We start from the raw sequence: 24,137 nt of genomic DNA, 5'->3' as shown, positions 1-24,137 counted from the left end.
AGCTGGCGGCGGTGGCGGCGATCCACGGCAAGCTGCCGACGGTGGCGGAGTACCTGGAGTACGCCCAGGAGCTGAACGCCACGGCGGCGGACACCTACCGCTACCTGAACTTCGACGAGCTGGACAGCTACGTGCAGAAGGCCGACACCGTGATCTTCCAACAGGCCATCTAAACGCCTCCTCGGAACACGCTGAACCAAAGCCAGCCCTCGGGCTGGCTTTTTGGTGCGCCCGGTTTTTTCTTTCAGACCCACTCGAATGCTGCATCATATTGGAGCACGAGCGGCCCGTCCGCATGGGCGTTGTACCCGTGGCCAAGGTGTTGCTTTCAGATATGGAGGTTCCCGCAGCGCGGGAAGGCAGGCGAGCCGCCTGCGCTCCGGGGGCGCTTGGCTTTTTCCGGGTGGCTGTCGCGAACCGGCGTGAGGGAGTAGAATCCGGTCCCTGATGACTGATGAGGTGGTTATGGACTTTGAATTTTTCCGGGATCTGAACGGGACCTGCCGGGCGCGTTTTTCCATGGGCCACGAGGCCTTCGGCCAGTGGTTGACCGACGAGGTGACTCCGGCCGAGGCCGAGGCGCTGCTCGGGATGATCCATGAGCTGGAAGGCGGCCTGCGGGAGGAGTTCAGGAAAGTCTATGCCGAGTTCAGCTTGTTTCTTGGTCGGGACGAGGCCGAACTCGCCGCCCATACCCTGGCCTTCGCCAACGATGAACTGGAAGAGGGCATGGCTTACTACGACGACGAGCTGTTCGCCGGCTGCGGCCTGGACGATCTGGCTCGGGTGCTCATCCAGTGGCGGGCGTTTATTAAAGCTTGAAGCGGTAGGCTGGACGCTTGAAGCTGCCCGATGTTGGCTGTGGATCAGGCTTCGACCGAGTCTTTTTCTGTCTGCCCAGGCCACAGGCACAACATATAAACCTCAGCCGGCTCGGGCAGCTTCCCGCATCAGGCTTCCCGCTTACAGCTTGATCTTCCCCCTGCCGCTCTTGATTTTTCCCCTGTGGGTCTTGCTGTCCACCCGCCGGGCCCTGGCGGCCTTGCCCGGTTTGGTGGCCCGGCGCACCTTGATGGGGCGGCCTGCCTGCTGCAACAGCGCCACCAGGGCGGCTTTGGCGGTTTCCTTGTTCATCAGCTGGCTGCGATCGGTATCGCAGCGGATCAGTATCCAGCCCGACGACAGTATGCGGTGATCCTTCATCGCCGCCAGCGCCTGCTTGTAACTGTCGGGCAAACTTGGACTATTGGCATAGTCGAAGCGCAGCTGTACCGCCGAGTCGGTTTTATTCACGTGCTGGCCGCCGGGGCCGCCGGCCCTCATGGTCAGGAACTCCAGCTCGCGCTCGGGGATATGCACCCGGGCCGATATTTCCAACATGCCTTTCTCCGACGCACCATTTTGGTGCCTTCCTGTTCAAGCCTGCACCAAGATAACATTCAGCCCCTGGTTGGGACCAGCCTTCATATTATAACTATATGAAAAACAACAAATAAAAAAGTTGGCACAGAGATTGTTTATAGCTAAGGGTCACAGGCTTACAACACGGAGCTAGCCATGAAGATGATCTGCGCCATTATCAAACCGTTCAAACTCGATGACGTACGTTCGGCCCTGGCTGAAGTGGGCATCGACGGCATGACGGTGTCGGAAGTAAAGGGATTTGGCCGCCAGAAAGGGCACACCGAGCTTTACCGGGGCGCCGAGTATACCGTGGATTTCCTGCCCAAGATCAAGCTGGAAATCGCGACCCAGTCCGATCAGGTGGAGCGGGTGATCGAGGCCATCTCGGAAACCGCCTACACCGGCAAGATCGGCGACGGCAAGATTTTTGTATTTGACCTGCTGCAAACCGTGCGGATCCGCACCGGCGAGCGCGATGTAGAAGCGATTTAAGCGAGGGAACGCATGATGGATGCATTGACCGAAATGAAGTTTGCCCTGGACACCTTTTATTTCCTGATGTCCGGCGTGCTGGTGATGTGGATGGCGGCGGGCTTCGCCATGCTGGAGGCGGGCCTGGTCCGGGCCAAGAACACCACCGAAATCCTGACCAAGAACATACTGCTGTTCGCCATCGCCTGTACCATGTACCTGCTGGTGGGCTACCACATCATGTACGTGGACAACGCCGAAGGTGGCTGGCTGCCGAGCCTGGGTGGCCTGATCGGCTCCGCCGACGCCGATGCCGACCATGCCCTGGAATCCGATTTCTTCTTCCAGGTGGTGTTCGTGGCCACCGCCATGTCCATCGTTTCCGGTGCCGTGGCCGAGCGCATGAAGCTGTGGGCCTTCCTCGCCTTCTGCGTGGTACTGACCGGCTTTATCTATCCGCTGGAAGGTTACTGGACCTGGGGTGGCGGCTTCCTGTCCGAATGGGGCTTCACCGACTTCGCCGGCTCCGGCATAGTGCACATGGCCGGTGCCGCCGCCGCCCTGGCCGGGGTGCTGCTGCTGGGTGCCCGTAAAGGCAAATACGGCAAGAACGGTGAAATCCACCCCATCCCCGGTTCCAACATGCCGCTGGCGACCCTGGGTACCTTTATCCTGTGGATGGGCTGGTTCGGCTTCAACGGCGGTTCCCAGTTGCTGGTGTCCGACGTGGAAAACGCCACCGCCGTGGCCAAGATCTTCGTCAACACCAATGCCGCCGCCGCCGCCGGTGCCATCGGCGCCCTCTTCGTCACCAAGATGACCTGGGGCAAGGCGGATCTGACCATGATCCTCAACGGCGCCCTGGCCGGCCTGGTGGCCATTACCGCCGACCCGCTGTCTCCCGGCCACCTGTGGGCGGCCTGTATCGGCCTGCTGGCCGGCGTGCTGGTGGTCTATGCCATCGTCAGCCTGGACAAGCTGCGTATCGACGACCCCGTGGGTGCCATCTCGGTGCACGGCGTGTGCGGCATCTTCGGCCTGCTGCTGGTGCCGGTGGCGAACGAGGACGCCTCCCTGTGGGCCCAGATGGTCGGCATAGTGGTTATCGGCGCCTGGGTATTCTGCGCCAGCCTGCTGGTGTGGTATGTGCTCAAGCAGGTGATGGGTATCCGCGTGACCGAAGAGGAAGAGATGTCCGGCATGGACATGATCGACTGCGGCATCGATGCCTACCCCGAGTTCGTGACCGTGAAGCAGAACTGATTTTCAACGACTTGACGAGGCTGCCGAGCCTGGTTTTGGGAGACCCCTGGGTCTCCCTTTTTTTGTTGCGCGGCTTTGATCTGGCGCAAGGAAAAATCGGCACTGATGGAGAACCTTATTGCAGATGAAAATTTTTATTATTTAGATGTGGTTTGAGTGTTGATTCCCATGCGGACCCGGTTATACTGCTGAACGTTAATTATTCTCACTCAACCAAATGGAATCTGGATGATGTCAAACAAGTTGTTCCTGTCTGCCGCCGCCCTGCTGGTATCCAGCTTTACCGCCCAGGCCTTTGCCGAAGAAGTCAACGTCTACTCCAACCGTCAGGACTTCCTGATCAAGCCCATCGTCGACGAGTTCACCAAGGAAACCGGTATCAAGGTCAACCTGGTCAACATCCCCGACGGTCTGGGTGAGCGCCTGGAGCGGGAAGGTCGCCTGTCGCCGGCGGACCTGGTGCTGACCGTGGACATCAGCCGCCTGATGGAGGTGGTGGACAAGGACCTGACCCAATCGGTACAGAGCGAGGTACTGGAGCAGAACATTCCGGCCCAGTACCGGGATCCGGATGGCAAGTGGTTCGCCCTGACCACCCGTGCCCGCGTGGTCTACAGTTCCGCCGAGCGGGTGGGCAAGACCGACATCACCTATGAAGAGCTGGCCGATCCCAAGTACAAGGGCAAGGTCTGTACCCGCAGCGGCAAGCACGCCTACAACATCGGCCTGACCGCCTCCATGATCGCCGAGCACGGCACCGAATACACCAAGCAGTGGCTCGAGGGCCTCAAGGCCAACCTGGCGCAGAAACCCCAGGGTGGCGACCGGGATCAGGTCAAGGCCATCCGTGACGGCGTGTGCGACTATGCCCTGGGCAACAGCTACTACTACGGCGCCATGCTCAACGACGACACCCAGCGTGACTGGGCCGAGGCCGCCGTGGTCAATTTCCCCAACCAGGCCGATCGCGGCACCCACGTGAATATATCCGCCGTGGCCCTGACCAAGCATGCCAAGAACAAGGATGCGGCGGTCAAGCTGATGGAATACCTGGCCGGGGATCAGGCCCAGCACCTGTACGCCTCCGCCAACCATGAGCATCCGGTAAAGCCGGGCGTGGAGCCTTCAGAGCTGGTGAAGAGCTGGGGTGAGTTCAAGGCAGACGAACTGCCGCTGACCGACGTCGCAAAACATGCGAAAGAAGCCATCCAATTGATGGACGAAGTCCAATACGATCTGTAAAAAGACGGGGGCCCGTTCCCCTGTTTTGAGTGGTAGATGAAAAGACTTGGTTGGACGGTCGGCAGTTGGGCCATGGCCCTGCTGCTGACCTTGCCTATTTTGGCGTTGATCGTGGAAGCACTGTTGCCCGCGGAGGATATCTTCCGGCACCTGTGGCGCACCGTGCTGCCCGTTTATATCAACAATACCTTCTGGCTGGTGCTGCTGGTACTGGGCTTCAGCCTGATCTGCGGGGTTCCCGCCGCCTGGCTGATGGCCATGTGCGAACTGCCCGGCAAACGCTGGCTGCAATGGGCGCTGATCCTGCCCCTGGCCATGCCCTCCTATATCGTCGCCTTCGTTTATACCGACCTGCTCGATTTCTCCGGCCCGGTACAGCAGAGCCTGCGCGCCTGGTTCGGCTGGCAATCCGCCGCCGATTATTATTTTCCGCCCATCCGTAGCCTGGGCGGCGCCGTCCTGGTGCTGGGGCTGGTGCTCTACCCCTATGTCTACCTGCTGGCTCGCACCGCCTTCCTTGAACAATCCACCAGCCTGATCCAGTCCAGCCGGCTGCTGGGTTGCACCCCCTGGCAGAGTTTCAAACGGGTCAGTCTGCCCCTGGCGCGTCCCTCCATCGCCGTGGGGTTGTCGCTGGTGGCGATGGAAACCCTGGCCGACTTTGGCACCGTGCACTTCTTTGCAGTCAATACCCTGACCACGGCGGTGTACGACACCTGGCTGGGCTATGGCAGCCTCAACGCCGCCGCCAAGATAGCGGCCATGATGCTGCTGGTGGTGATGGTACTGCTCAGCCTGGAGCGAGTGAGCCGCAAGCGCCAGCAGGTGTTCCAGAAAACCATGGAGCACGAGCAGGAAACCGGCTACCGACTGACCGGCTTCCCCCGGCTGGCGGCTCTGCTGTTCTGCTGGGGGCTGGTGCTGCTCGGTTTCCTGCTGCCCTTCGTGATCCTCTGTTACCATGCGGCGCAGTATTTCGACCAGGCCTGGAACGCCCGCTTCTTCGAATACAGCATCAACAGCCTGCTGCTGTCGGGCCTGGTGGCGACCATTGCGCTGATGATGGCGCTGCTGCTGGGCATGACCCATCGCCTGAAGGGCAAGACCTATACGGTGCTGCCAATGCGGCTGGCCTCCATGGGCTACGCCCTGCCCGGCACCGTGCTGGCCATCGGTGTGCTGGTGCCGCTGACCACCCTCGATTTCGCCATCAACGACCTGGCCCTCTGGCTGGGGCTCTCCGAGCCCGGTCTGGTGCTGACCGGCACCATGACCGCCATCGCCTTCGGCTACCTGGTGCGTTTCGGCGCCATGGCGGTGGGCGCGGTGGAAAGCAGCATCAACAAGGTGTCGCCTTCCCTCGACATGGTGACCCAGACCATGGGCTACGGCCCCGGCGCCATGATCATGAAGGTGCACATGCCGCTGATCCGCAAGGGTATGCTGGCCGGTGCCCTGCTGGTGTTTATCGAGTGCATGAAGGAATTGCCGGCGGCGCTGTTGCTGCGGCCCTTCAATTTCCAGACGCTGGCGACCTACGTATACCAGTTCGTGTCCGACGAGCAGCTTGAACGGGGGGCCCTGCCCGCCATTGTGATAGTGCTGGTAGGCCTGGTCCCGCTGATTTTCTTGAACCGATCATTGGAGCAGCATCACTGATGGCGGCATTGGATGTAAACGGCATTCGCTGTAGCTACAACGGCAAACCCATACTGGATAACCTCTCCCTGTCGGTGGCTGAGAACGAGATCATGTGCCTGCTGGGGGCCAGCGGCTGCGGCAAGACCACCCTGCTGAAGGCGGTGGCCGGGCTGCTGCCGGTGACTCGGGGAGAGATCCATATCCATGGCCGGCAGATGAACGGCGCGGGCGTGGCGGTGGTGCCGGAAGAGCGCAATATCGGCATGATCTTCCAGGACTACGCCCTGTTCCCGCACCTGAATGTGGCCAGTAACGTGGCTTTCGGCCTGCAGAGCAAGGAAAGGAACAAGGCGCGCATCAAGGCCCGGGTGGCGGAGGCGCTGGAGCTGGTCAACCTGGCGGAGCTGGGCGAACGCTATCCGCACCAGCTCTCCGGCGGCCAGCAGCAGCGGGTGGCCATCGCCCGGGCGCTGATCTGCCAGCCCGGCCTGATGCTGCTGGACGAGCCCTTCTCCAATATCGATACCCAGGTGCGGATGCGCCTTATCGGCGAGATCCGCTCCCTGCTCAAGGGGCAGGGGATCAGCGCCATCTTCGTGACCCACAGCAAGGAAGAGGCCTTCGCCTTTTCCGACCAGTTGGCCCTGTTCCGCGCCGGCCATATCGAGCAGGTGGGGCGGCCCCAGGCCCTGTATCAGCATCCCCAGAGCCGGTTCGTGGCCGATTTCCTGGGGCAGGCCAACTATGTGCCCGCCACCGTGCTCGACAGCCGTACCCTGATGACCGCCATGGGGCCCATCACCAGCCAGGCGGCACTCAACGCCGGGCTCGGTACTCACGGCCAGTTGCTGCTGCGGCCCCGTCAGATCCAGCTGTCGCTCACCGAGCAGGGCAATGGCCGGGTGCTGGAGCAGCAGTTCCTCGGTGCCCACACCCGCTGCCTGGTGGATTGTCAGGGGCTGCAGCTGGAAGTGAGCATCAACGAACCCCTACCGGCGGTGAGCCAGGTCAGCGTGAGCGTGGTGCCCCATGCCCTGACCTTTTTTCCCGACAGCCAGCAGGGCCAGCGCGCCGTGGCCTAGAAACGGGGATTTGGGATCAGGGACTCGGGACTGGGCTCCCCGAGTCCCAAGTCCCTGTTTTTCCGGTTATACTGGGCCATGACCAATCACCGAGAGAGCAGGCGATGACAGCACAAGCCGGCGTTTGCGCCGAACCCAATCTTCACGCTTATTACCTGATGTTCGACATCCTGCCCGGGTGTCAGGCGGCGGTGCGCGCCGCCCTGGCCGAGGTGCCGGCCCTGTGGCGCGAACTGACCCAGGGCTATCCGGATGCCCATTTCTCCGGTCTGGTGGCGGTGGGTGACAGGGCCTGGGACGGGCTCTATCCCCGGGCCCGTCCGAGCGAGCTGGCGCCCTTCCCGGCCCAGCAGGAAGGCAAGCGGGTCGCGCCCGAAACGCCCTTCGATCTCTTCTTTCAATCGCGCGCCGATCGGCTGGACGTGCTCCATATCGCCGTGCAGCGATTGATGGCCCTGCTGGCCGACAAGGCGGAACTCAAGTACGAGCGCCAGGGCTTCCGCTACCTGGACAGCCGCGATTTTACCGGCTTTGTCGATGGCACCGAAAACCCCCAGGGCGAGCACAGGGCCGAGGTGGCGCTGGTGGCCGAGGGCCCCTTCGCCGGCGGCAGCTATGTCCATGTGCAGCACTACCGGCACAATATGGCCAAGTGGCAGCGATTGTCGGTGCAGTCCCAGGAAGATGTGTACGGGCGCACCAAGGTCGAGAACATCGAGTACGACTCGGACAAGAAGCCGCTCACCGCCCACACCAAGCGCACCAGCCTGAAGGACGGGGCGGGCAACAGCATGGAGATTCTGCGCCAGAGCATGCCCTGGGGCTCGGCCGCCGAGCAGGGCCTGGTGTTCATTTCCTGCTGTAACACCCCGCTGCACTTTACCCGTATGCTGGACAGCATGTTCCAGGCCGACGGGGCGGGGCACTTCGATCACCTGATGCTGTTCACCCAGGCCGAAACCGGCTCGGCGTTTTTCGCCCCGTCGCAAGAGTGGCTGGAAAGGCAAGGGGAGTAACCCTCATATGCGGGAAGCGGGAAGCCATCAGCGTTAAGCCGCTCGAGCCATTGGTTGATGCCGTGAAGGAATCAACCAACTAAAAAGGCTGCGCACCCTTGGCAAGGAGTCCGCAGCCTTTACCATTTACTTCCAGCTTCCAGCTTCCAGCTTCCAGCTTCCAGCTTCCAGCTTCCAGCTTCCAGCTTCCAGCTTCCAGCTCGCCGCAGGCGTCAGACGTATTGTTCGAACAGGTCCAGTACACTCTGGAACAGGGTTTCTATCGGAGTGTCCTTGGTGGGGGTGATGAAGATGGTGTCGTCGCCGGCGATGGTGCCGAGAATGCCTTCCGCCTTGCCCAGGGAGTCGAGCATGCGGGCGATCAGCTGGGCCGCGCCGGGGCTGGTGTGGATCACGATAAGGGCGCTGTTGTGATCCACGTCCAGCACCAGGTTCTTCAGCTGGCTGCTGGAGGTGGGAACCCCGAGTTCGACCGGCAGGCAATACACCATTTCCATCTTGGCGTTGCGGGTGCGCACGGCTCCGAACTTGCTGAGCATGCGGGACACCTTGGACTGGTTGATATTGTCGAATCCCAGATCCTGCAGTGCGCTCACGATTTCCGCCTGGGAGCCGAAGCGCTCTTCCTTGAGCAGGGCCTTGAAGGCCTTGATCAGTTGTTCTTGCTTTTCGTTCATCTTTTGCAGTCGACTGAGGGTGGTTGAATGGGACATATTGTCTATCCGTGGCGGGTTTTTATCAAGGAATAGTCATTTATTTTGCATAAAGATGCAAAATCAGCTTGCATTAACAGTAATGTAAAATAAAATCAGCCGAACACTCTGACAGAGGATGTGAACATAGCGCATGGGCATTGAATTCAGCGGCATTTGCAAGTCCTGGGCTGGTCAGGAAATTCTAAGCCAGGTTTCGCTTAAATGCGATGCCGGAGAGACGTTGGTTCTGCTCGGGCCCAGCGGAGCAGGAAAAAGTTCTCTGCTGCGGCTGCTGAACCTGCTGGATATTCCGGATGCCGGCACCCTGACCATAGCGGGTGAGCAGTTTTCCTTTCCCGATCCCCACCCGGGCAAGCTGCAGAAGCGGGCGCAAGCGCTGCGCTGCAAGGTGGGCATGGTGTTCCAGCAGTACCATCTGTGGCCGCACCTGACGGTGGAGCAGAACCTGCTGGAGGCCCCGCTCAAGGTGCTGGGCATGGACAAGGCCAGGGCCCGGGACAAGGTGGGCGAGCTGCTGGGCCAGCTCAAGCTGGCCGACAAGCGCCAGGCCTGGCCCGGCTCCCTGTCCGGCGGCCAGCAGCAGCGGGTGGCCATCGCCCGCGCCCTGATGATGAATCCCGAGGTGCTGCTGTTTGACGAACCCACGGCGGCACTGGATCCGGAGATCACCAAGGAGGTGGCGGAGATCATCCTGCAACTGGGAAAAACCGGCATTACCCAGGTGATCGTCACCCATGAAGTCGGCTTCGCCCGCCGGGTGGCGACCCGGGTGGCCTACCTGGAGCAGGGGCGGCTGGTGGAATACGGTGATGCCTCCCTGCTCGACCATCCCCAGACCAGGCGTCTGGCGGAATTTCTGACCCACTGATTGTGATTAAGGACGTGACCATGAAAAAATCCCTGTTGTCCCTGGCTCTGCTGGCTTCCCTTGGCGCCACCGCCGCCCAGGCGGAAGAAGTGAAGTTCGTGACCAACGCCGCCTATCCGCCGTTCGAGTTCGTGGACGAAAACAACGAAATGCAGGGCTTCGACATCGATCTGGCCAAGGCCCTGTGCGCCGTGGCCGAGCTTGAGTGCAGCTTCCACAACCAGGCCTTCGACAGCCTGATCCCCAGCCTCAAGTTCCGTCGTTACCATGCCGCCATCGCCGCCATGGACGTGACCCCGGAGCGGGCCCAGGAGGTGGACTTCAGTGACATCTACTACGAAAACTCCGCAGTGTTCGTGGCGCCGCAAGGCAAGTTCGACAGCCTGGACGAGCTGTTGAGCCAGACCGTGGGCGTGCAGAACGGCACCTCCCACCAGAAATACATCCAGGACAAGCTGGAAGGCGAGGGGCTCAAGTCCCGGCCCTACCAGAGCGTGCAGGACGCGCTGCTGGACATGACCAACGGCCGGCTGGAAGCGGTGTTCGCCGATACCGCCGTGGTGGGCGAGTGGCTGGGCAAGACCGAGGGCTACGAGGTGGTGGGTGACCTGATCACCGACGAGAACTACTTCGGCACCGGTTTCGGCATCGCCGTGACCAAGGGCAACCAGGAGCTGCTCGACAAGCTGAACCAGGGCCTGGCCGAGCTCAAGGCCAACGGTACCTACGAGAGCCTCTACCAAAAGTACTTCCCGCACTGAGATGATGACCCATCTGTTTAATGCCGCCCTGATGACCCTGGGGCTGGCATTGGTGTCCCTGGCGGCCGGCCTGGTGCTGGCCGTGCTGTTGTGCGGGGCCGAGATGAGCCGGTCGGCGTTGCTGCGCTGGCCGGCATCCGCGTTCACCACAGTGCTGCGCGGCCTGCCCGAGATACTGGTGGTGTTCTTCATCTATTTCGGCTCCACCCACCTGTTGTTCCTGCTCACCGGCCGGTACCTGGAGTTCAGCCCCTTCTGGTGCGGGGTAACGGCGCTGTCGCTGCTGTTCGCCGCCTACGCCGCCCAGACCCTGCGCGGGGCCCTGAACGCCGTGCCCCGGGGACAACGCCAGGCGGCCCAGGCGCTGGGGCTGCCGCCGCTTTACACCTTCTTTCGTATCGTGCTGCCCCAGACCTGGCGCCACGCCCTGCCGGGGCTGGGCAACCAGTGGCTGATCCTGCTGAAGGACACCGCCCTGGTGTCGCTGATCGGGGTGCACGATCTTATGTACCAGGCCAAGTCGGTGGCGGCCAGCACCTACCAGCCGTTCACCTGGTACGGCATCGCCGCCCTGATTTACCTGGCGATCACCGTGCTCAGCCAGCAGGGGCTGAAACGCCTGCAGGGGAGGGTAACCCGCTATGACTAAGTGGCTCGACTATCTGCCCGTGCTGCTGCAGGGGGTGGAGATCACCTTGATCATCACCTTTTGCGGCCTGCTGCTGGGACTGGTGATCGCCCTGGGGCTGACCTGGATCCTGGATCGCAGGGTACCCCTGCTGGCGCAACTGGCGGAAGGCTACCTGTTGCTGCTGACCGGCACCCCGCTGCTGGTGCAGATCTTTTTGGTGTACTACGGCCCGGCCCAGTTCGACTGGGTGAAAAACAGCTGGGCCTGGAGCTATCTGCGCGAGCCGATGTTCTGTGCCATACTGGCGCTCGGCATGAACGCCGGCGCCTACACCTGCCGGCTGTTCAAGGGCGCGCTGGATGCCGTGCCCAAGGGCGAAACCCTGGCCTGCCAGGCGCTCGGCATGAACGCCTGGCAGACGCTCAGCGTCAAGCTGCGCCATGCCGGCCGGCGGGTGATACCGGCCTACTCCAACGAGGTGGTGCTGGTGCTCAAGGGCAGCTCCCTGGCCAGTACCATCACCATCATGGACATCATGGGCCTGGCCCAGCGGCTCAACGGCCAGACCTACGACACCCTGACGGTGTTCGGCCTGGCCGGGGCCATCTACCTGGGACTGAACGGTCTGCTCACCTGGTTGTTCCGGCGGCTGGAAAAGCGGGCGCTGGTGTTCCAGGCCCAGGGGTGAGCCGGCCTGGTTCACAGAACCGGATTTCGGTGCCCCCCGGGCATTGTCTTTCCCCGGCGCTTTCGCTATGTTGCTAAGGCCCAAGGAAACGTATAACTACTCAATAATAAACGGAGTTCAGCTATGAAAGTTGCCGTACTCGGAGCCGCCGGTGGTATCGGTCAAGCTCTGGCCCTGCTGTTGAAAAACCACCTGCCCGCCGGTTCTGATTTAAGCCTGTACGATATCGCCCCCGTGACTCCCGGCGTTGCCGCCGATCTGAGCCACATCCCCACCCCGGTGAAGGTGGTGGGCTTCAGCGGCGAGGATCCCTCTCCCGCCCTGGAAGGCGCCGACATCGTGCTGATCTCCGCCGGTGTGGCCCGCAAGCCGGGCATGGACAGGGCCGACCTGTTCAACGTGAACGCCGGTATCGTCAAGAACCTGATCGAAAAAGCCGCCGCCGCCTGTCCCCAGGCCTGCATCGGCATCATCACCAACCCGGTGAACACCACTGTGCCGATCGCCGCCGAAGTGCTGAAGAAGGCCGGCGTGTACGACAAGAACAAGCTGTTCGGCATCACCACCCTGGACGTGATCCGGGCCGAAACCTTCGTGGCCGAAGCCAAGGGCCTGGACGTGACCCAGGTCAAGGTGCCGGTGATCGGCGGCCACAGCGGCGTGACCATACTGCCGCTGCTGTCCCAGGTGGAAGGCGTGTCCTTCTCCGACGAGGAAATCGAAAAGCTGACCTACCGCATCCAGAACGCCGGTACCGAAGTGGTGGAAGCCAAGGCCGGTGGCGGTTCCGCCACCCTGTCCATGGGCCAGGCTGCCTGCCGTTTCGCCCTGTCCCTGGTCAAGGCCATGCAGGGTGAAGCCAACGTGGTGGAATGCACCTATGTGGACGGCGGCAGCGAGCACGCCCAGTTCTTCGCCCAGCCGGTGCTGCTTGGCAAGAACGGCGTGGAGAAGGTGCTGCCCTACGGCGCGGTCAGCGCTTACGAGCAGGCCGCGATGGATGGCATGCTGGAAACCCTGCGCGGCGATATCGAGAAAGGCGTCGAGTTCGTCAACCAGTAAGGCGACGGTACCGTCTGACACCAAAAGGGAGCTTCGGCTCCCTTTTTGCGTTCAGGCAACCTGATTTGAACGGTGGCACTATCCCTATTTCTCTTTTTTTGCGTGTCGAAGCAAGTAATCGACGCAAGGCAATTGCAATCTGGCGCTTTGCTTTTTATTGTAGCTGACTCGATTCAGCCTTCGGGCCGAGCACCGAGCCGTTACCCATGCCGACAGTGCAGCGCCGCCGGTTTGGGTAACCGCTTTGCTTCTTCTAACTTTATGACTCCACTTTCCGCAGGTAATGCTATGAACTCAGTGAACCCCCTCGATACCCGGGCCTGGCAGCAGCTTGGCGAGCTGGCGCAAACCGAGCGCACCCTTTCCACCCTGTTCGCCGAGGATCCGGAGCGGGCGCGCCGCTACAGCCTGGAGCTGGCACAGTGCCTCAAACTCGATTTTTCCAAGAACCTGATCGACGATAAGGTGCTGGGCGCCCTGCTGGCCCTGGCCGAGGAGACCGGGCTGCGCGACAACATCAAGGCGCTGTTCGCCGGCGAGACCATCAACCGCACCGAAAACCGGGCGGTATTCCACATGGCGCTGCGCAACCGGGCCGAGGAGCCCATGCCCCTGGCCGACGGCACCGACGTCATGCCCCAGGTGCGGGCGGTGCTGGCGCAGATGAAGGCGTTCTGCGCCGCGGTGCGCGGCGGCGGCTGGACCGGTTTCGACGGCCGGCCCATTCGTGACGTGGTCAACATCGGCATCGGCGGCTCGGATCTCGGCCCTTACATGGTGAGCGAGGCGCTCAAGCCCTACCATGGCGAGCTGCGGCTGCACTTCGTGTCCAACGTGGATGGCGCCCACCTGGCCCAGACCCTGCAAGGGCTGGACCCGGCCACCACCCTGTTTATCGTCGCCTCCAAGACCTTCACCACCCAGGAGACCATGACCAACGCCTTCAGCGCCCGGGAATGGCTGCTGGCGGCGGCCGGGGACACCTCCGCCACCGCCAAGCACTTCGTGGCCTTGTCCACCAATGCCGCCAAGGTGGCCGAGTTCGGCATCGACACCGCCAACATGTTCGCCTTCTGGGAATGGGTGGGCGGCCGCTTCTCCCTGTGGTCCGCCATCGGCCTGCCGGTAGCCCTGGCCATCGGCTTCGAGGGTTTCGAGCAGCTGTTGTCCGGCGCCTGGGAGATGGATCAACACTTTAAGACGGCGCCGCTGGAGGCCAACATGCCGGTGCTGCTGGGGCTGCTCGGCATCTGGTACCGCAACTTCCTCAACGCCCCTTCCGAGGCGATACTGCCCTACGACCAGTGCCTGCACCGGCTGCCCGCCTACCTGCAGCAGGCGGTGATGGAGTCCAACGGCAAGTCGGTGGATCGCAACGGCCAACCGGTCGGCTATCACACCTCGCCCATCGTCTGGGGGGAGCCGGGCACCAACGGCCAGCATTCCTTCTACCAGCTGCTGCACCAGGGGACCCACCTGATCCCGGCGGACTTCATTATGCCGGCCCAGAGCCATTACCCCCTGGGCGATCACCATGCCAAGCTTATCGCCAACTGCCTGGCCCAGAGCCGGGCCCTGGCCTTCGGCCAGTCCGAGCAGGAGCTGCGCGCGCAGGGCGAGCAGCCGGAGCTTATTCCCTTCAAGGTGCACAAGGGCAATTCGCCTTCCAACACCCTGCTGCTGCCCAAGGTAACGCCCCACACCCTGGGGGCGCTGATCGCCCTCTACGAACACAAGATCTTCGTGCAGGGCGCGATCTGGAATATCTTCAGCTTCGATCAGTGGGGCGTGGAGCTCGGCAAGAAGCAGGCCAGCGTGCTGCTGCCCTGCATCACCGGCGACGGCGACACCAGCAGCCTGGATGCCTCGACCCGCAGCCTGCTGGCCCAGCTGAAAGACTGGGCCTGAGGGGAGCCGGAAGCTTGAGGCCGGAAGCGGGAAGAATAAACTGCTAGCTTCTAGCTTCTAGCTTCTAGCTTCTAGCTTCTAGCTTCCTTCCCCACGCAAAGCCTGTTATGTTACCTGTAACATCACAGGCTTTTTGCATTTATATGACCAAGAAGAAAAGACCCACACTGCAGGACGTGGCCGACCGGGTCGGGGTGACCAAGATGACGGTCAGCCGCTACCTCAAGGATCCGGCCCAGGTGTCCGCCGCCGCCGGCGAGAAGATAGCCCTGGCCCTGGACGAGCTCGGTTATATCCGCAACCGGGCGCCGGACATCCTTTCCAACGCCAAGAGCCACGCCATCGGCGTGCTGCTGCCCTCGCTGACCAACCAGGTGTTCGCCGAGGTGCTGCGCGGCATCGAGCAGGTGACCGAGGCGGCCGGCTATCAGACCATGCTGGCCCACTACGGCTACAGCGCCAAGGTGGAGGAGGAGCGCATCGCCTCGCTGCTGTCCTACAACGTGGACGGCCTTATCCTGTCCGAGAGCTACCATACCGCCCGTACCCTCAAGATGATCCAGACCGCCGGGGTGCCGGTGGTGGAGATCATGGATGTGTGCTCTTCCTGCATCGAGCAGGCGGTGGGTATCGACAACATCGCCGCCGCCCGGGCCATGGTGGAGGCGATGATAGCTCGTGGTTATCGCCATATCGTCTACCTCGGCGCCCGCCAGGACGTGCGCACCCTGCAGCGCCAACAGGGCTACGCCGCCGCCATGCAGCTGCACGGCCTGATGCCGCGCTCGCTGCTGACCGAACGTGCCTCTTCCTATTCCCTGGGGGCGGATCTGCTGGCCGAGGCACTGGACAAATACCCGGAGCTGGACGGCATCTTCTGCACCAACGACGATCTGGCGGTGGGCGCCATCTTCGAGTGCCAGCGCCGGGGCATAGCGGTGCCGGGGCGGATCGGCGTGGCCGGCTTCCACGGCCACGATATCGGCCAGGCGATAGTGCCCAGGCTGGCCAGCGTGATCACCCCGCGCAAGGCCATGGGGCAGGTCGCCGCCGAGCGGCTGCTGGCCCGGCTGCGCGGCGAGCCCATCGGTGAGCGCACCCTGGATCTGGGCTTCGAACTGAAGCTGGGAGAAAGCCTGTGAAGCCGGAAGCCTGAAGCTTTAAGCCGGAAGAAATTAAAAAGCCGCTTCCAACCCGAAGCGGCTTTTAACGTCATTTAGCTTCCAGTGCCGTAGGGCCCATTTCAATGGGCCATTCCCGCAGTGCCGCTATGATTCGGTCGAATAAATTCGACCCTACAAGCGATGTACTTCCGGCTTTCAGCCTTTTACCGCCGCCACCGCGTCCGCGGCCAGGCGGGTGATGCCGTCCCAGTCCTTGGCGGCGACCAGCTCCGCCGGCAGCATCCAGGAGCCGCCCACCGTCATCACCGACTTCACCGCCAGGTAGTCCCTGGCATTGGCGGCGCTGACACCGCCGGTGGGGCAGAAGCGCAGTTGGGGCAGGGGGCCGGCCAGGGCCTTCAGCGCCTTGGCGCCGCCGTTGATTTCCGCCGGGAAGAACTTGAGGTGGGTGTAGCCCAGCTCCAGTGCCTGCATGGCCTCGGAGGGGGTGGCGATGCCGGGCATCAGCGGCACCGGGCCGGCCTTGGCGTGCTTGAGCAGGGCCGGGGTGAAGCCGGGGGTGATCACGAATTTGGCGCCGGCGGCCACGGCGGCGTCGTATTGCGCCACGTTGAGCACGGTGCCGGCGCCCACCAGGGCCTCGGGCAGCTCGCGGGCGATGGCGCGGATGGCGTCCAGCGCCGCGGCCGAGCGCAGGGTCACTTCAAACACCGTGATGCCGCCGGCAGCCAGGGCCTTGGCCAGGGGCACGGCATCGGCGGCGTCTTCCACCACCATCACCGGAACCACGGGGGAGGCGGAAAAGACGTCGGCGGGGGATAGGGTCCAGCTCATGGGTTACTCCTGATAAAAGATAGAGGCGCCGGTTTCCGCACTGGAAACCTGGCGGCGGAACAGGGCGAACAGCTCGCGGCCCAGGCCGCTCTGCTCGCCGGTCAAGTCCGGTTGCAGCGGGCTGCGCTGCTCGAGCGCGGCCTCGGTGAACAGCCGGCCGCTGGCGGCGTCCAGGGTGATGATATCACCGTCGCGCAGCCGGCCCAGGGGGCCGCCCTTGGCGGCTTCCGGGGTGATATGGATGGCCGCCGGGATCTTGCCCGAGGCGCCGGACAGGCGGCCGTCGGTGACCAGGGCCACCTTGAAGCCGGCCTTCTGGATATTGCCGAGGATGGGCATCAGCATGTGCAGCTCGGGCATGCCGTTGGCGCCCGGCCCGTTGTGGTGCACCACTACTATGACATCCCGGTTGAGCTCGCCGTTCTGGTAGGCGCGCTCAACCGCATGCTGGCTGCTGAACAGGGCGGCGGGGGCGGTGATGAGCTGGTGCTCGGGCGCCACGGCGCTGACCTTGATCACCCCCCGGCCCAGGTTGCCGTCCAGCACCCGCAGGCCGCCGCTGACGCTGAACACCGTGTCCTGGGGCGGGATCACCGCCGGATCCCGGGTTTCCGGCACCGCTTGCCAGGCCAGTTGCTCCCCTGCCAGCATCGGCTGGCGGAAATAGTCCTCGAGCCGGCCGAACATGGGGGTGGCGTCCCTGTGCAGCAGGCCGCGTTCGGCCAGCTTGTGCAGCAGCAGGGGCACGCCGCCCGCCTGCTGGAAGGCGTTGATGTCCGCCGGGCCGTTGGGGTAGACCCGGGCCAGCAGGGGCACCACCTCGGAGAGATCGCTGAAATCGTCCCAGCTCAGCACCAGGCCCGCGGCCCGCGCCACCGCCACCATGTGCAGGGTGTGGTTGGTGCTGCCGCCGGAGGCGAGCAGGGCGATCAGGCCGTTGACCAGGCCCTTTTCGTCCACCACCTCGGCAAGCGACCGGTAGTGGCCGCTGCCCTGGATCTGGCCGGCGAGGCGCAGGGCGGCGTGTTCGGTCAGCGCCCGGCGCAGGGCCGAGTGCGGGTGCACGAAGGCGGAGCCGGGCAGCATCAGGCCCATGGCCTCGAACACCAGCTGGTTGGTGTTGGCGGTGCCGTAGAAGGTGCAGGTGCCGGGGGAGTGGTAGGCGTTGCACTCCATCTCCAGCAGCGCTTCCTTGCCCACTTCACCGGCGGCGTATTGCTGGCGTACCTTGACCTTTTCGTCGTTGCTGATGCCGGTGGCCATGGGGCCGGCGGGCACGAAGGCGGTGGGCAGGTGGCCGAAGCTGAGGGCGCCGATCAACTGGCCCGGGGCTATCTTGTCGCAGATGCCGAGCAGAAGGGTGGCGTCGAAGGTGTTGTGGCTGAGCGACAGGGCGGTGGCCTGGGCGATGACGTCGCGGGAAAACAGCGACATGTCCATGCCCGGCTGGCCCTGGGTGACGCCGTCGCACATGGCCGGCACGCCGCCGGCCACCTGGGCGCTGTGGCCCTGCTTCGCCAGCACCCGCTTGAGCTGCTCCGGGTAGCCGGCATAGGGCTGGTGCGCCGACAGCATGTCGTTGTAGGCGCTGACGATGGCGACGTTGGCGCTGGTCAGGTCGAGGATGCGCTGTTTCTGCTCCGGGCCGCAGGCGGCCACCGCGTGGGCCAGATTGCCGCAACTGAGGCTGGCCCTGTGTTTGCCCTGTTCGGCCTGGGCCTGCATCCGGGCCAGGTAGTCTTCGCGTACCGCCCGGCTGCGCTCGAGGATGCGGTCGGTGACCCGGCGGACGACGGAGTGGAGTTCAGTTGACATGGGCTTCTCCCTTGATGGCGGCGAGGGCGCGGTTGACCACGTCGTCGAAGTCGCCGTCGATGCTGATGAAGGTGACGTCGGGCTCGTCGGCGCCGGGGCGTTCCAGCACCTCGAACTGGTTCTGCAGCAGGGACTCGGGCATAAAGTGGCCGTTGCGCCGGCGCAGCCGGGCCAGGATCAGCGAAAAGTCGCCGTCGAGAAAGAGAAAGCGCACCCGATCGTTGCCGGCGCGGATGCTGTCGCGATAGTCGCGCTTGAGTGCGGAGCAGACGATGATCCCGGTTTCGCCTTTCTGGCGGATACTGAACACGGCGTCGCGGATCCGCTCCAGCCAGGGCGCCCTGTCCTCGTCGCCGAGCGGTATGCCCTCGGCCATCTTGAGGATATTGGCCCTGGGGTGCAGGTCGTCACCGTCGATAAACTTGGCGCCCAGCGCCCGGGCCAGGGCGGCCCCCACGCTCGACTTGCCGCAGGCGGTGACGCCCATCACTATGATGCTTTCTCCAGTCATGTTGACCTCTGTCCCTACTGATAATCTTGCCCTGGGGTGAATGAGATACACTCTATCAGGTTACGGGTAACATGTTACCAGTAACTTTTAAAAATGTGAGCTGACACACAATGACAACAACAGGCGAACCGGTCGACAATGCCGGTAAAACAAGAGCGATTTTAATGTAATTTGTTTTTAATCAGTATCTTGTGTTTTATTTTCGGCTGTCGACACAGCGTTTATGATTTGCGTTTTTTTGAGCCCTGTCCCATTTTTTAACTTTATCGTCACCTGGGGGTTGGTGCTTTTTTGTGGTTACGCGTAACATGTTACTGGTAACTTCCCACTAGGCAATGGAATGGAGTAGAAGCCATGGCGGAGATGTCCCCTAAACCCGTGTCCCTGCTGCGCCGCGCGGCGGAGGCCATGCTGGCCGTCAGCATGTTCGGCATGGTGTGTGCCGTGTTCCTGAACGTGGTGCTGCGTTATCTGTTCAACACCGGCCTGGCCGGCTACGAGGAGTTGTCCCGCCTGCTGTTTGTCTGGCTGGTGTGCATCGGCGCCGTGCTGGCCACGGTCGACAACCAGCACCTGCGCTTCGATCTGGTGGTGGACCGGCTGCCGGCGCCGGCCAGGTTACTGTGCCGCTGGTTGAGCCGGCTCCTTATCGGATGGGCCCTCTACCACCTGCTGGTGGGCGCCTGGGCCCAGATCCTGGTGGGCATCGACAGCCGCAGCCCGGTGCTGGGCTACCCCCTGGGGCTGGCCGCCGCCGCCGTCTTCACCATGGCCGCCTGCATGGCGGTGCTGCTGCTGCGCGAGATGGCGCGGGAGCTGTTCTGCCGTCGCGCCGCCGGTTGCGAGCCGGCCTCAACCCAGTCCGCCAAGTAAGGAGTACCCCATGTCCATCGCAATCTTCCTGGCGGTTCTGTTCAGCTCCATGAGCATCGGCGTGCCCATCGCCTTCGCCCTGATGCTGACCGCCCTGGCGCTGATGATCCAGCTCGACTTCTTCGACGCCCAGCTGCTGGCGCAGAACGTGCAGGCGGGCTTCGACAACTTCCCCCTGCTGGCGGTGCCCTTCTTCGTGCTGGCCGGCGAGCTGATGACCGCCGGCGGCCTGTCGCGCCGCATCGTGGACCTGGCCCGGGTCTATTTCGGTCATGTGCGCGGCGGCCTGGGCTACGTGGCCATCGGCGCCTCTGTGCTGCTGGCCTCCATGAGCGGTTCGGCCATCGCCGACACCGCCGCCCTGGCCACCCTGCTGCTGCCGATGATGCGCCGCCAGGGCTACCCGCTCGGCAGCAGCGGCGGCCTGATCGCCTCCGGCGGCATCATCGGCCCCATCATTCCGCCGTCCATGCCCTTTATCATCTACGGGGTGACCACCAACACCTCCATCAGCCAGCTGTTCCTGGCGGGTATCGCGCCCGGCATCATGATGGCGGTGGCCATCGCCGTCGCCTGGGGCTGGATAGTGCGCGGCAAGGAGCTGCCGGTGGAGGAAAAGGCCAGCTGGAAGGAGCGCGGCCGGGTGATGCGCCGCAGCATCTGGGCCCTGTTGCTGCCGGTGATCATCGTCGGCGGCCTGCGCGGCGGCATCTTCACCCCCACCGAGGCGGCGGTGGTGGCGGCGGTCTACGCCCTGATCATCACCACCCTGGTGTACCGGGAGCTGGATCTGAAAGGGGTATACAAGGTGCTGATCGACGCCTCCAAGACCACGTCCGTGGTGATGTTCCTGGCCGGTGCCGCCATGGCGTCCTCCTACATGATCACCCTGGCGGATCTGCCGCGCCAGCTGATCGACCTGTTCGAGCCGGTACTGGGCAGCCCCATGCTGTTTATGGCGTTGGTGGTGCTGTTCCTGCTGGTGATCGGCATGGTGATGGATCTCACCCCCGCCATCCTGATCCTGGCGCCGGTGCTGGCGCCCATGGCCGCCGCCGCCGGGGTGCACCCGGTGTACTTCGGTCTCATCTTCATCATGTCCGGCTGTATCGGACTGATCACCCCGCCGGTGGGCACTGTGCTCAACGTGGTCTCCGGCGTGGGCAACATGAAAATGGAAGCGGTGGTACGGGGCGTTATGCCTTTCATCGTCGCCTATTTCACGCTGCTGGCACTGCTTATCCTGTTCCCGCAGCTGGTACTCTGGCCACTGAGCTGGCTGTCCTGACCTCACCAACCAATAGGGATTTGTGTTATGAAACTGAAAGCACTTGTACTGTCCGGCCTGATCGGCCTGGTGTCCGCCAACGCCATGGCGGCCGACATTCAGTCACGGATGATCCGTTTCGGCTATGGTCTGAACGAAGACTCCAACCAGGGTCGGGCGGTGCAGAAATTCGCCGCCGAGGTGGGCAAGCTGTCCGGTGACAAGATGAAGGTGCGCGCCTTCGGTGCCGCCACCCTGGGCTCGGATCTGCAGATGCAGCAGGCCCTGCTGGGCGGCGCCCAGGAGATGATGGTGGGCTCCACCGCCACCCTGGTCGGCATAGTGCCGGAAATGGCCATCTGGGATACCCCCTTCCTGTTCAACAATGCCGAGGAAGCCGACGCCGTGCTCGACGGCCCCGTGGGTGAGAAGGTGATGGCAAAACTGGAAGAGAAGGGGCTGGTCGGCCTGGTTTACTGGGAAAACGGCTTTCGCAACCTGACCAACAGCCGTCGTCCGGTGACCAGCCTGGAAGACATGGACGGCATCCGCCTGCGGGTGATGCAGAACAACGTCTTCCTCGACAGCTTCAAGGCGCTGGGCGCCAACGCCGTGCCCATGGCGTTTTCCGAGCTGTTTACCGCGCTCGAAACCCGCACCGTGGACGGCCAGGAAAACCCCTACAACACCATCCTCTCCAGCAAGTTCTACGAGGTGCAGAAGTACCTGACCGTGACCAACCACGTCTACAGCCCCTGGATAGTGCTGGTGAGCAAGAAGTTCTGGGACAAGCTGTCCGACGACGAGCGCCGGGTGCTCGAGCAGGCCGCCGCGGCCTCCCGCGACTTCGAGCGTCGCGATACCCGGGAAGAGGCCGCCTGGGCCCTGGCCGAGCTGAAGGAAAAGGGCATGGAAGTGAATGAACTGGACGCGGCCCAGGTGGATCGCATGCGCGAGCGCCTGACCGAGGTCAACCAGGGCATCGCCAAGGAAGTGGGCCAGCAGCTGTGGGACGACGTACAGGCCGAACTGCAGAAGATCCGCGGCTGATACTGCCTTGATCCTGTACCTTGAAGGCGCCCGCGGGCGCCTTTTTAAATAACTGATCCTAATAGTGCTACATCGACTGGGCCCCGCACGCAGACTCGCCGTGAACCCATCCCTGGGGGCTCCGCCGCGCCATCCCTGGCGCGGAGGGTCTGCTTAGCGGAACCCAGTCGCCGCCGACAGTGATTTACTATTCGGAACAGCTATTTAAGTGCTTTATGCTCCTGATGGCGTCGGCCCAGTATCCTCCCCATAGTCCCTCTGCTGCTTGACGGCTCCATCCCCAGACGGCGTCGGGGCTTGAAAGAGACAACAGGGATGGCCTCCGCCGACCGTCACATGCCAAGGATGGCATGTGCGAGCGTACAGGGAGGTATTCACAGCGTGTCGTCGGAGGTCGCCCTGTTGTCTCTTTGCTACGGTTACCGCAAACAACAGCCAGATTAACCATTCATGGCCCGGCCCACCTTGGAGCCGTTTTCCCGCCCCAGTTGCTGGCTTATCCAGTGGCCCGTTTCCACCAGCCTGGCCAGATCCACCCCCGTTTTGAAGCCCAGCCCGTGCAGCAGGTAGACCAGGTCCTCACTGGCCAGGTTGCCGGAGGCGCCCCGGGCATAGGGGCAGCCGCCCAGGCCCGCCACCGAGCAGTCGACGATGCGCACCCCTTCTTCCAGCACGGCGTAGAGGTTGGCCAGGGCCTGGCCGTAGGTGTCGTGGAAGTGGGCGGCGAGCCGCTCTATCGGCACCTCCCGGCGCACCGCCGCCAGCATGGCCCTGGCCTTGCCAGGGGTACCGGTGCCGATGGTGTCGCCGAGGGAAATCTCGGCACAGCCCATCCGGTACAGGGCCCCCGCCACCCGGGCCACGGCATCGGGGCTGATGTCGCCCTCGTAGGGGCAACCGAGCACGGTGGACACATAGCCCCGCACCCGGACCCGCCGGGCCCAGGCCTCGGCCAGCACGGGCGTGAAGCGCGCCAGGCTCTGCTCGATGGAGCAGTTGATGTTCTTCTGGCAGAACGACTCGGAGGCGGCGGTGAACACCGCCACCTCGTCGGCGCCGGCGGCCAGGGCCGCCTCCAGCCCCCTGAGATTGGGGGTGAGCGCCGAGTAGACCACCCCGGCTTTGCGGCGGATCCCGGCCAGCACGGCGGCGCCGTCGGCCATTTGCGGCACCCACTTGGGCGAGACGAAACTGGCCGCCTCTATATGCCGCAGGCCGCAGTCGGCCAGCCGCTCGACCAGGGCTATCTTGATCTCGGTGGGGACCAGGACGGCCTCGTTCTGCAGCCCGTCCCGCGGGCCCACCTCCACCAGCTTGACCCTATCCATCCGCTCCCTCCAGCCGCAGCAGTTCGTCCCCTTCGCTTACCTGGTCGCCTTCCCGGCAGAAAATGTCCGCCACCCTTCCGGCGGCGGGGGCGCGCAGGGGGTGCTCCATCTTCATCGCCTCCAGCACCAGCAGGGTCTGGCCGGCGACGACGGTGTCGCCCACCGCCACCCGCAACTGGCCGATGATCCCGGGCATGGGCGCCCGGAGGCCGGCCTGATGCCCGGCCTGGTGCCGGGCGACCTCAAGCGGGGCCAGGCGCAGGTCGTGGCGCTCGCCCCGGTGGAACAGCCACAACTGGTCGGCGTGGCGGGCGCAATGGCAGGCCAGGGCCTCGCCATCCAGTTCCGCCTGCAGCCGGTCGCCGTCGAGGCGGGGACTGAGGGGGTGGCAAAGGGGCCCCTACTTCCCCCCACCGCCCCCCGCGGCGGGCTCCAGCCCCCACCCGCGCCGCCCCCCCCCCTCTCGCCCCCCCCCCTCCCCGCTGGGTGGGCCGGTCTCCCCACCCCCCCCGGGGCCCGCCACGGGGGGGGGCCTCCCCTTTCGTCCCACTCGCCCCCCCCCGGCCTCCGGCCCGCGCCGCG

The 24,137-nt window shown here is 63.7% G+C and carries 24 protein-coding genes; 17 read left to right on the top strand and 7 right to left on the bottom strand.

Annotation, left to right across the window (positions count from 1 at the left end):
• The first annotated feature begins 465 nt into the window (after positions 1 to 465).
• A complete protein-coding gene (locus CGX12_RS12535; protein WP_094040213.1) occupies positions 466 to 822 on the top strand; it encodes a YacL family protein in 357 nt (118 codons plus the stop codon).
• A 141-nt stretch (positions 823 to 963) separates the two neighbouring features.
• On the opposite strand, the gene arfB is transcribed toward CGX12_RS12535, so the two are convergent.
• Positions 964 to 1,380 carry an alternative ribosome rescue aminoacyl-tRNA hydrolase ArfB gene (gene arfB / locus CGX12_RS12530; protein WP_094040212.1) on the bottom strand — a complete coding sequence of 139 codons (417 nt, stop codon included), beginning with the start codon at positions 1,378 to 1,380 and terminating at the stop codon, positions 964 to 966.
• 177 nt (positions 1,381 to 1,557) lie between these two features.
• Here arfB and CGX12_RS12525 point away from each other — a divergent pair, with 177 nt between their 5' ends.
• From CGX12_RS12525 to CGX12_RS12500, 6 genes are all read left to right on the top strand, one after another.
• The gene (locus CGX12_RS12525) at positions 1,558 to 1,896 is read left to right on the top strand and encodes a P-II family nitrogen regulator (RefSeq protein WP_094040211.1); all 339 of its coding nucleotides are present in this window, start codon (positions 1,558 to 1,560) and stop codon (positions 1,894 to 1,896) included.
• Positions 1,897 to 1,911: 15 nt separating this feature from the next.
• The gene (locus tag CGX12_RS12520) at positions 1,912 to 3,138 is read left to right on the top strand and encodes an ammonium transporter (protein ID WP_198401914.1); all 1,227 of its coding nucleotides are present in this window, start codon (positions 1,912 to 1,914) and stop codon (positions 3,136 to 3,138) included.
• A 228-nt stretch (positions 3,139 to 3,366) separates the two neighbouring features.
• A complete protein-coding gene (locus tag CGX12_RS12515; protein ID WP_408645727.1) occupies positions 3,367 to 4,380 on the top strand; it encodes a Fe(3+) ABC transporter substrate-binding protein in 1,014 nt (337 codons plus the stop codon).
• 36 nt (positions 4,381 to 4,416) lie between these two features.
• The gene (locus CGX12_RS12510) at positions 4,417 to 6,039 is read left to right on the top strand and encodes an ABC transporter permease (RefSeq protein WP_094040209.1); all 1,623 of its coding nucleotides are present in this window, start codon (positions 4,417 to 4,419) and stop codon (positions 6,037 to 6,039) included.
• Entirely contained in the window at positions 6,039 to 7,103 is a 1,065-nt protein-coding gene (locus tag CGX12_RS12505; protein ID WP_094040208.1) for an ABC transporter ATP-binding protein, read from the top strand. Before CGX12_RS12510 ends, CGX12_RS12505 begins: the two co-directional genes overlap by 1 nt.
• Before the next feature lie 104 nt (positions 7,104 to 7,207).
• Positions 7,208 to 8,119, top strand: coding sequence for a Dyp-type peroxidase (locus CGX12_RS12500; protein WP_094040207.1), 912 nt, complete (start codon positions 7,208 to 7,210; stop codon positions 8,117 to 8,119).
• A gap of 212 nt (positions 8,120 to 8,331) precedes the next feature.
• Here CGX12_RS12500 and argR read toward each other — a convergent pair whose 3' ends face one another.
• Positions 8,332 to 8,832: a transcriptional regulator ArgR gene (gene argR, locus CGX12_RS12495; protein ID WP_176442060.1), complete on the bottom strand. Its 501-nt coding sequence runs from the start codon at positions 8,830 to 8,832 to the stop codon at positions 8,332 to 8,334.
• 133 nt (positions 8,833 to 8,965) lie between these two features.
• On the opposite strand from argR, the gene CGX12_RS12490 reads away from it, so the two are divergent.
• From CGX12_RS12490 to gntR, 7 genes are all read left to right on the top strand, one after another.
• Positions 8,966 to 9,703, top strand: a complete 738-nt coding sequence (locus tag CGX12_RS12490) for an ATP-binding cassette domain-containing protein (protein WP_094040206.1) — start codon at positions 8,966 to 8,968, stop codon at positions 9,701 to 9,703.
• 20 nt (positions 9,704 to 9,723) lie between these two features.
• Positions 9,724 to 10,464: a transporter substrate-binding domain-containing protein gene (locus CGX12_RS12485; RefSeq protein WP_094040205.1), complete on the top strand. Its 741-nt coding sequence runs from the start codon at positions 9,724 to 9,726 to the stop codon at positions 10,462 to 10,464.
• Between the two features lies 1 nt (position 10,465).
• On the top strand, positions 10,466 to 11,113 hold the full coding sequence (artQ, locus tag CGX12_RS12480) for an arginine ABC transporter permease ArtQ (protein ID WP_094040204.1): 648 nt from the start codon (positions 10,466 to 10,468) through the stop codon (positions 11,111 to 11,113).
• The gene (gene artM, locus CGX12_RS12475; protein WP_094040203.1) at positions 11,106 to 11,783 is read left to right on the top strand and encodes an arginine ABC transporter permease ArtM; all 678 of its coding nucleotides are present in this window, start codon (positions 11,106 to 11,108) and stop codon (positions 11,781 to 11,783) included. Before artQ ends, artM begins: the two co-directional genes overlap by 8 nt.
• 123 nt (positions 11,784 to 11,906) lie before the next feature.
• On the top strand, positions 11,907 to 12,845 hold the full coding sequence (gene mdh / locus CGX12_RS12470; RefSeq protein ID WP_094040202.1) for a malate dehydrogenase: 939 nt from the start codon (positions 11,907 to 11,909) through the stop codon (positions 12,843 to 12,845).
• 288 nt (positions 12,846 to 13,133) lie between these two features.
• The gene (gene pgi / locus CGX12_RS12465) at positions 13,134 to 14,753 is read left to right on the top strand and encodes a glucose-6-phosphate isomerase (protein ID WP_094040201.1); all 1,620 of its coding nucleotides are present in this window, start codon (positions 13,134 to 13,136) and stop codon (positions 14,751 to 14,753) included.
• A gap of 143 nt (positions 14,754 to 14,896) precedes the next feature.
• Positions 14,897 to 15,895, top strand: a complete 999-nt coding sequence (gene gntR, locus CGX12_RS12460) for a gluconate operon transcriptional repressor GntR (protein ID WP_094040200.1) — start codon at positions 14,897 to 14,899, stop codon at positions 15,893 to 15,895.
• A gap of 177 nt (positions 15,896 to 16,072) precedes the next feature.
• Here gntR and CGX12_RS12455 read toward each other — a convergent pair whose 3' ends face one another.
• The 3 genes from CGX12_RS12455 to CGX12_RS12445 are packed head-to-tail and all read right to left on the bottom strand — an operon-like array spanning position 16,073 to position 19,037.
• A complete protein-coding gene (locus CGX12_RS12455; RefSeq protein ID WP_094040199.1) occupies positions 16,073 to 16,711 on the bottom strand; it encodes a bifunctional 4-hydroxy-2-oxoglutarate aldolase/2-dehydro-3-deoxy-phosphogluconate aldolase in 639 nt (212 codons plus the stop codon).
• A 3-nt stretch (positions 16,712 to 16,714) separates the two neighbouring features.
• Entirely contained in the window at positions 16,715 to 18,526 is a 1,812-nt protein-coding gene (gene edd / locus CGX12_RS12450) for a phosphogluconate dehydratase (protein ID WP_094040198.1), read from the bottom strand.
• Complete coding sequence (locus CGX12_RS12445) at positions 18,516 to 19,037, bottom strand: gluconokinase (RefSeq protein ID WP_094040197.1); 522 nt, start codon at positions 19,035 to 19,037, stop codon at positions 18,516 to 18,518. The genes edd and CGX12_RS12445 overlap by 11 nt, the downstream gene beginning before the upstream one ends.
• Before the next feature lie 363 nt (positions 19,038 to 19,400).
• Here CGX12_RS12445 and CGX12_RS12440 point away from each other — a divergent pair, with 363 nt between their 5' ends.
• Genes CGX12_RS12440 through CGX12_RS12430 form a run of 3 tightly spaced genes read left to right on the top strand, consistent with a single transcriptional unit; the run spans position 19,401 to position 22,227 of the window.
• Complete coding sequence (locus tag CGX12_RS12440; RefSeq protein WP_198401750.1) at positions 19,401 to 19,910, top strand: TRAP transporter small permease; 510 nt, start codon at positions 19,401 to 19,403, stop codon at positions 19,908 to 19,910.
• 10 nt (positions 19,911 to 19,920) lie between these two features.
• On the top strand, positions 19,921 to 21,198 hold the full coding sequence (locus CGX12_RS12435) for a TRAP transporter large permease (protein WP_094040195.1): 1,278 nt from the start codon (positions 19,921 to 19,923) through the stop codon (positions 21,196 to 21,198).
• A gap of 27 nt (positions 21,199 to 21,225) precedes the next feature.
• A complete protein-coding gene (locus CGX12_RS12430; protein WP_094040194.1) occupies positions 21,226 to 22,227 on the top strand; it encodes a TRAP transporter substrate-binding protein in 1,002 nt (333 codons plus the stop codon).
• A gap of 440 nt (positions 22,228 to 22,667) precedes the next feature.
• Here CGX12_RS12430 and CGX12_RS12425 read toward each other — a convergent pair whose 3' ends face one another.
• A complete protein-coding gene (locus CGX12_RS12425; RefSeq protein ID WP_094040193.1) occupies positions 22,668 to 23,555 on the bottom strand; it encodes a hydroxymethylglutaryl-CoA lyase in 888 nt (295 codons plus the stop codon).
• Complete coding sequence (locus CGX12_RS12420) at positions 23,548 to 23,850, bottom strand: acyl-CoA carboxylase biotin carboxyl carrier protein subunit (protein ID WP_254918284.1); 303 nt, start codon at positions 23,848 to 23,850, stop codon at positions 23,548 to 23,550. The genes CGX12_RS12425 and CGX12_RS12420 overlap by 8 nt, the downstream gene beginning before the upstream one ends.
• Positions 23,851 to 24,137 lie beyond the last annotated feature (287 nt).

This window comes from Zobellella denitrificans (assembly GCF_002237365.1).
In the GTDB taxonomy this organism is placed as follows: Bacteria; Pseudomonadota; Gammaproteobacteria; order Enterobacterales; family Aeromonadaceae; genus Oceanimonas; species Oceanimonas denitrificans.
The sequence above is the reverse complement of the archived record's forward strand: the minus strand, read 5'-3'. Positions and strand labels throughout refer to the sequence as shown.

Excerpts from the sequence above, each read along its gene's own strand:
- arfB (WP_094040212.1), bottom strand. The coding sequence starts at position 1,380 with ATGTTGGAAATATCGGCCCGGGTGCATATCCCCGAGCGCGAGCTGGAG.
- CGX12_RS12485 (WP_094040205.1), top strand. The coding sequence starts at position 9,724 with ATGAAAAAATCCCTGTTGTCCCTGGCTCTGCTGGCTTCCCTTGGCGCC.
- CGX12_RS12490 (WP_094040206.1), top strand. The coding sequence starts at position 8,966 with ATGGGCATTGAATTCAGCGGCATTTGCAAGTCCTGGGCTGGTCAGGAA.
- CGX12_RS12445 (WP_094040197.1), bottom strand. The coding sequence starts at position 19,037 with ATGACTGGAGAAAGCATCATAGTGATGGGCGTCACCGCCTGCGGCAAG.
- artQ (WP_094040204.1), top strand. The coding sequence starts at position 10,466 with ATGATGACCCATCTGTTTAATGCCGCCCTGATGACCCTGGGGCTGGCA.
- CGX12_RS12440 (WP_198401750.1), top strand. The coding sequence starts at position 19,401 with ATGTCCCCTAAACCCGTGTCCCTGCTGCGCCGCGCGGCGGAGGCCATG.
- gntR (WP_094040200.1), top strand. The coding sequence starts at position 14,897 with ATGACCAAGAAGAAAAGACCCACACTGCAGGACGTGGCCGACCGGGTC.
- CGX12_RS12425 (WP_094040193.1), bottom strand. The coding sequence starts at position 23,555 with ATGGATAGGGTCAAGCTGGTGGAGGTGGGCCCGCGGGACGGGCTGCAG.
- CGX12_RS12525 (WP_094040211.1), top strand. The coding sequence starts at position 1,558 with ATGAAGATGATCTGCGCCATTATCAAACCGTTCAAACTCGATGACGTA.
- artM (WP_094040203.1), top strand. The coding sequence starts at position 11,106 with ATGACTAAGTGGCTCGACTATCTGCCCGTGCTGCTGCAGGGGGTGGAG.
- CGX12_RS12455 (WP_094040199.1), bottom strand. The coding sequence starts at position 16,711 with ATGAGCTGGACCCTATCCCCCGCCGACGTCTTTTCCGCCTCCCCCGTG.
- CGX12_RS12435 (WP_094040195.1), top strand. The coding sequence starts at position 19,921 with ATGTCCATCGCAATCTTCCTGGCGGTTCTGTTCAGCTCCATGAGCATC.
- pgi (WP_094040201.1), top strand. The coding sequence starts at position 13,134 with ATGAACTCAGTGAACCCCCTCGATACCCGGGCCTGGCAGCAGCTTGGC.
- CGX12_RS12500 (WP_094040207.1), top strand. The coding sequence starts at position 7,208 with ATGACAGCACAAGCCGGCGTTTGCGCCGAACCCAATCTTCACGCTTAT.
- argR (WP_176442060.1), bottom strand. The coding sequence starts at position 8,832 with ATGTCCCATTCAACCACCCTCAGTCGACTGCAAAAGATGAACGAAAAG.
- CGX12_RS12515 (WP_408645727.1), top strand. The coding sequence starts at position 3,367 with ATGATGTCAAACAAGTTGTTCCTGTCTGCCGCCGCCCTGCTGGTATCC.
- mdh (WP_094040202.1), top strand. The coding sequence starts at position 11,907 with ATGAAAGTTGCCGTACTCGGAGCCGCCGGTGGTATCGGTCAAGCTCTG.
- CGX12_RS12535 (WP_094040213.1), top strand. The coding sequence starts at position 466 with ATGGACTTTGAATTTTTCCGGGATCTGAACGGGACCTGCCGGGCGCGT.
- edd (WP_094040198.1), bottom strand. The coding sequence starts at position 18,526 with ATGTCAACTGAACTCCACTCCGTCGTCCGCCGGGTCACCGACCGCATC.
- CGX12_RS12505 (WP_094040208.1), top strand. The coding sequence starts at position 6,039 with ATGGCGGCATTGGATGTAAACGGCATTCGCTGTAGCTACAACGGCAAA.
- CGX12_RS12430 (WP_094040194.1), top strand. The coding sequence starts at position 21,226 with ATGAAACTGAAAGCACTTGTACTGTCCGGCCTGATCGGCCTGGTGTCC.
- CGX12_RS12520 (WP_198401914.1), top strand. The coding sequence starts at position 1,912 with ATGGATGCATTGACCGAAATGAAGTTTGCCCTGGACACCTTTTATTTC.
- CGX12_RS12510 (WP_094040209.1), top strand. The coding sequence starts at position 4,417 with ATGAAAAGACTTGGTTGGACGGTCGGCAGTTGGGCCATGGCCCTGCTG.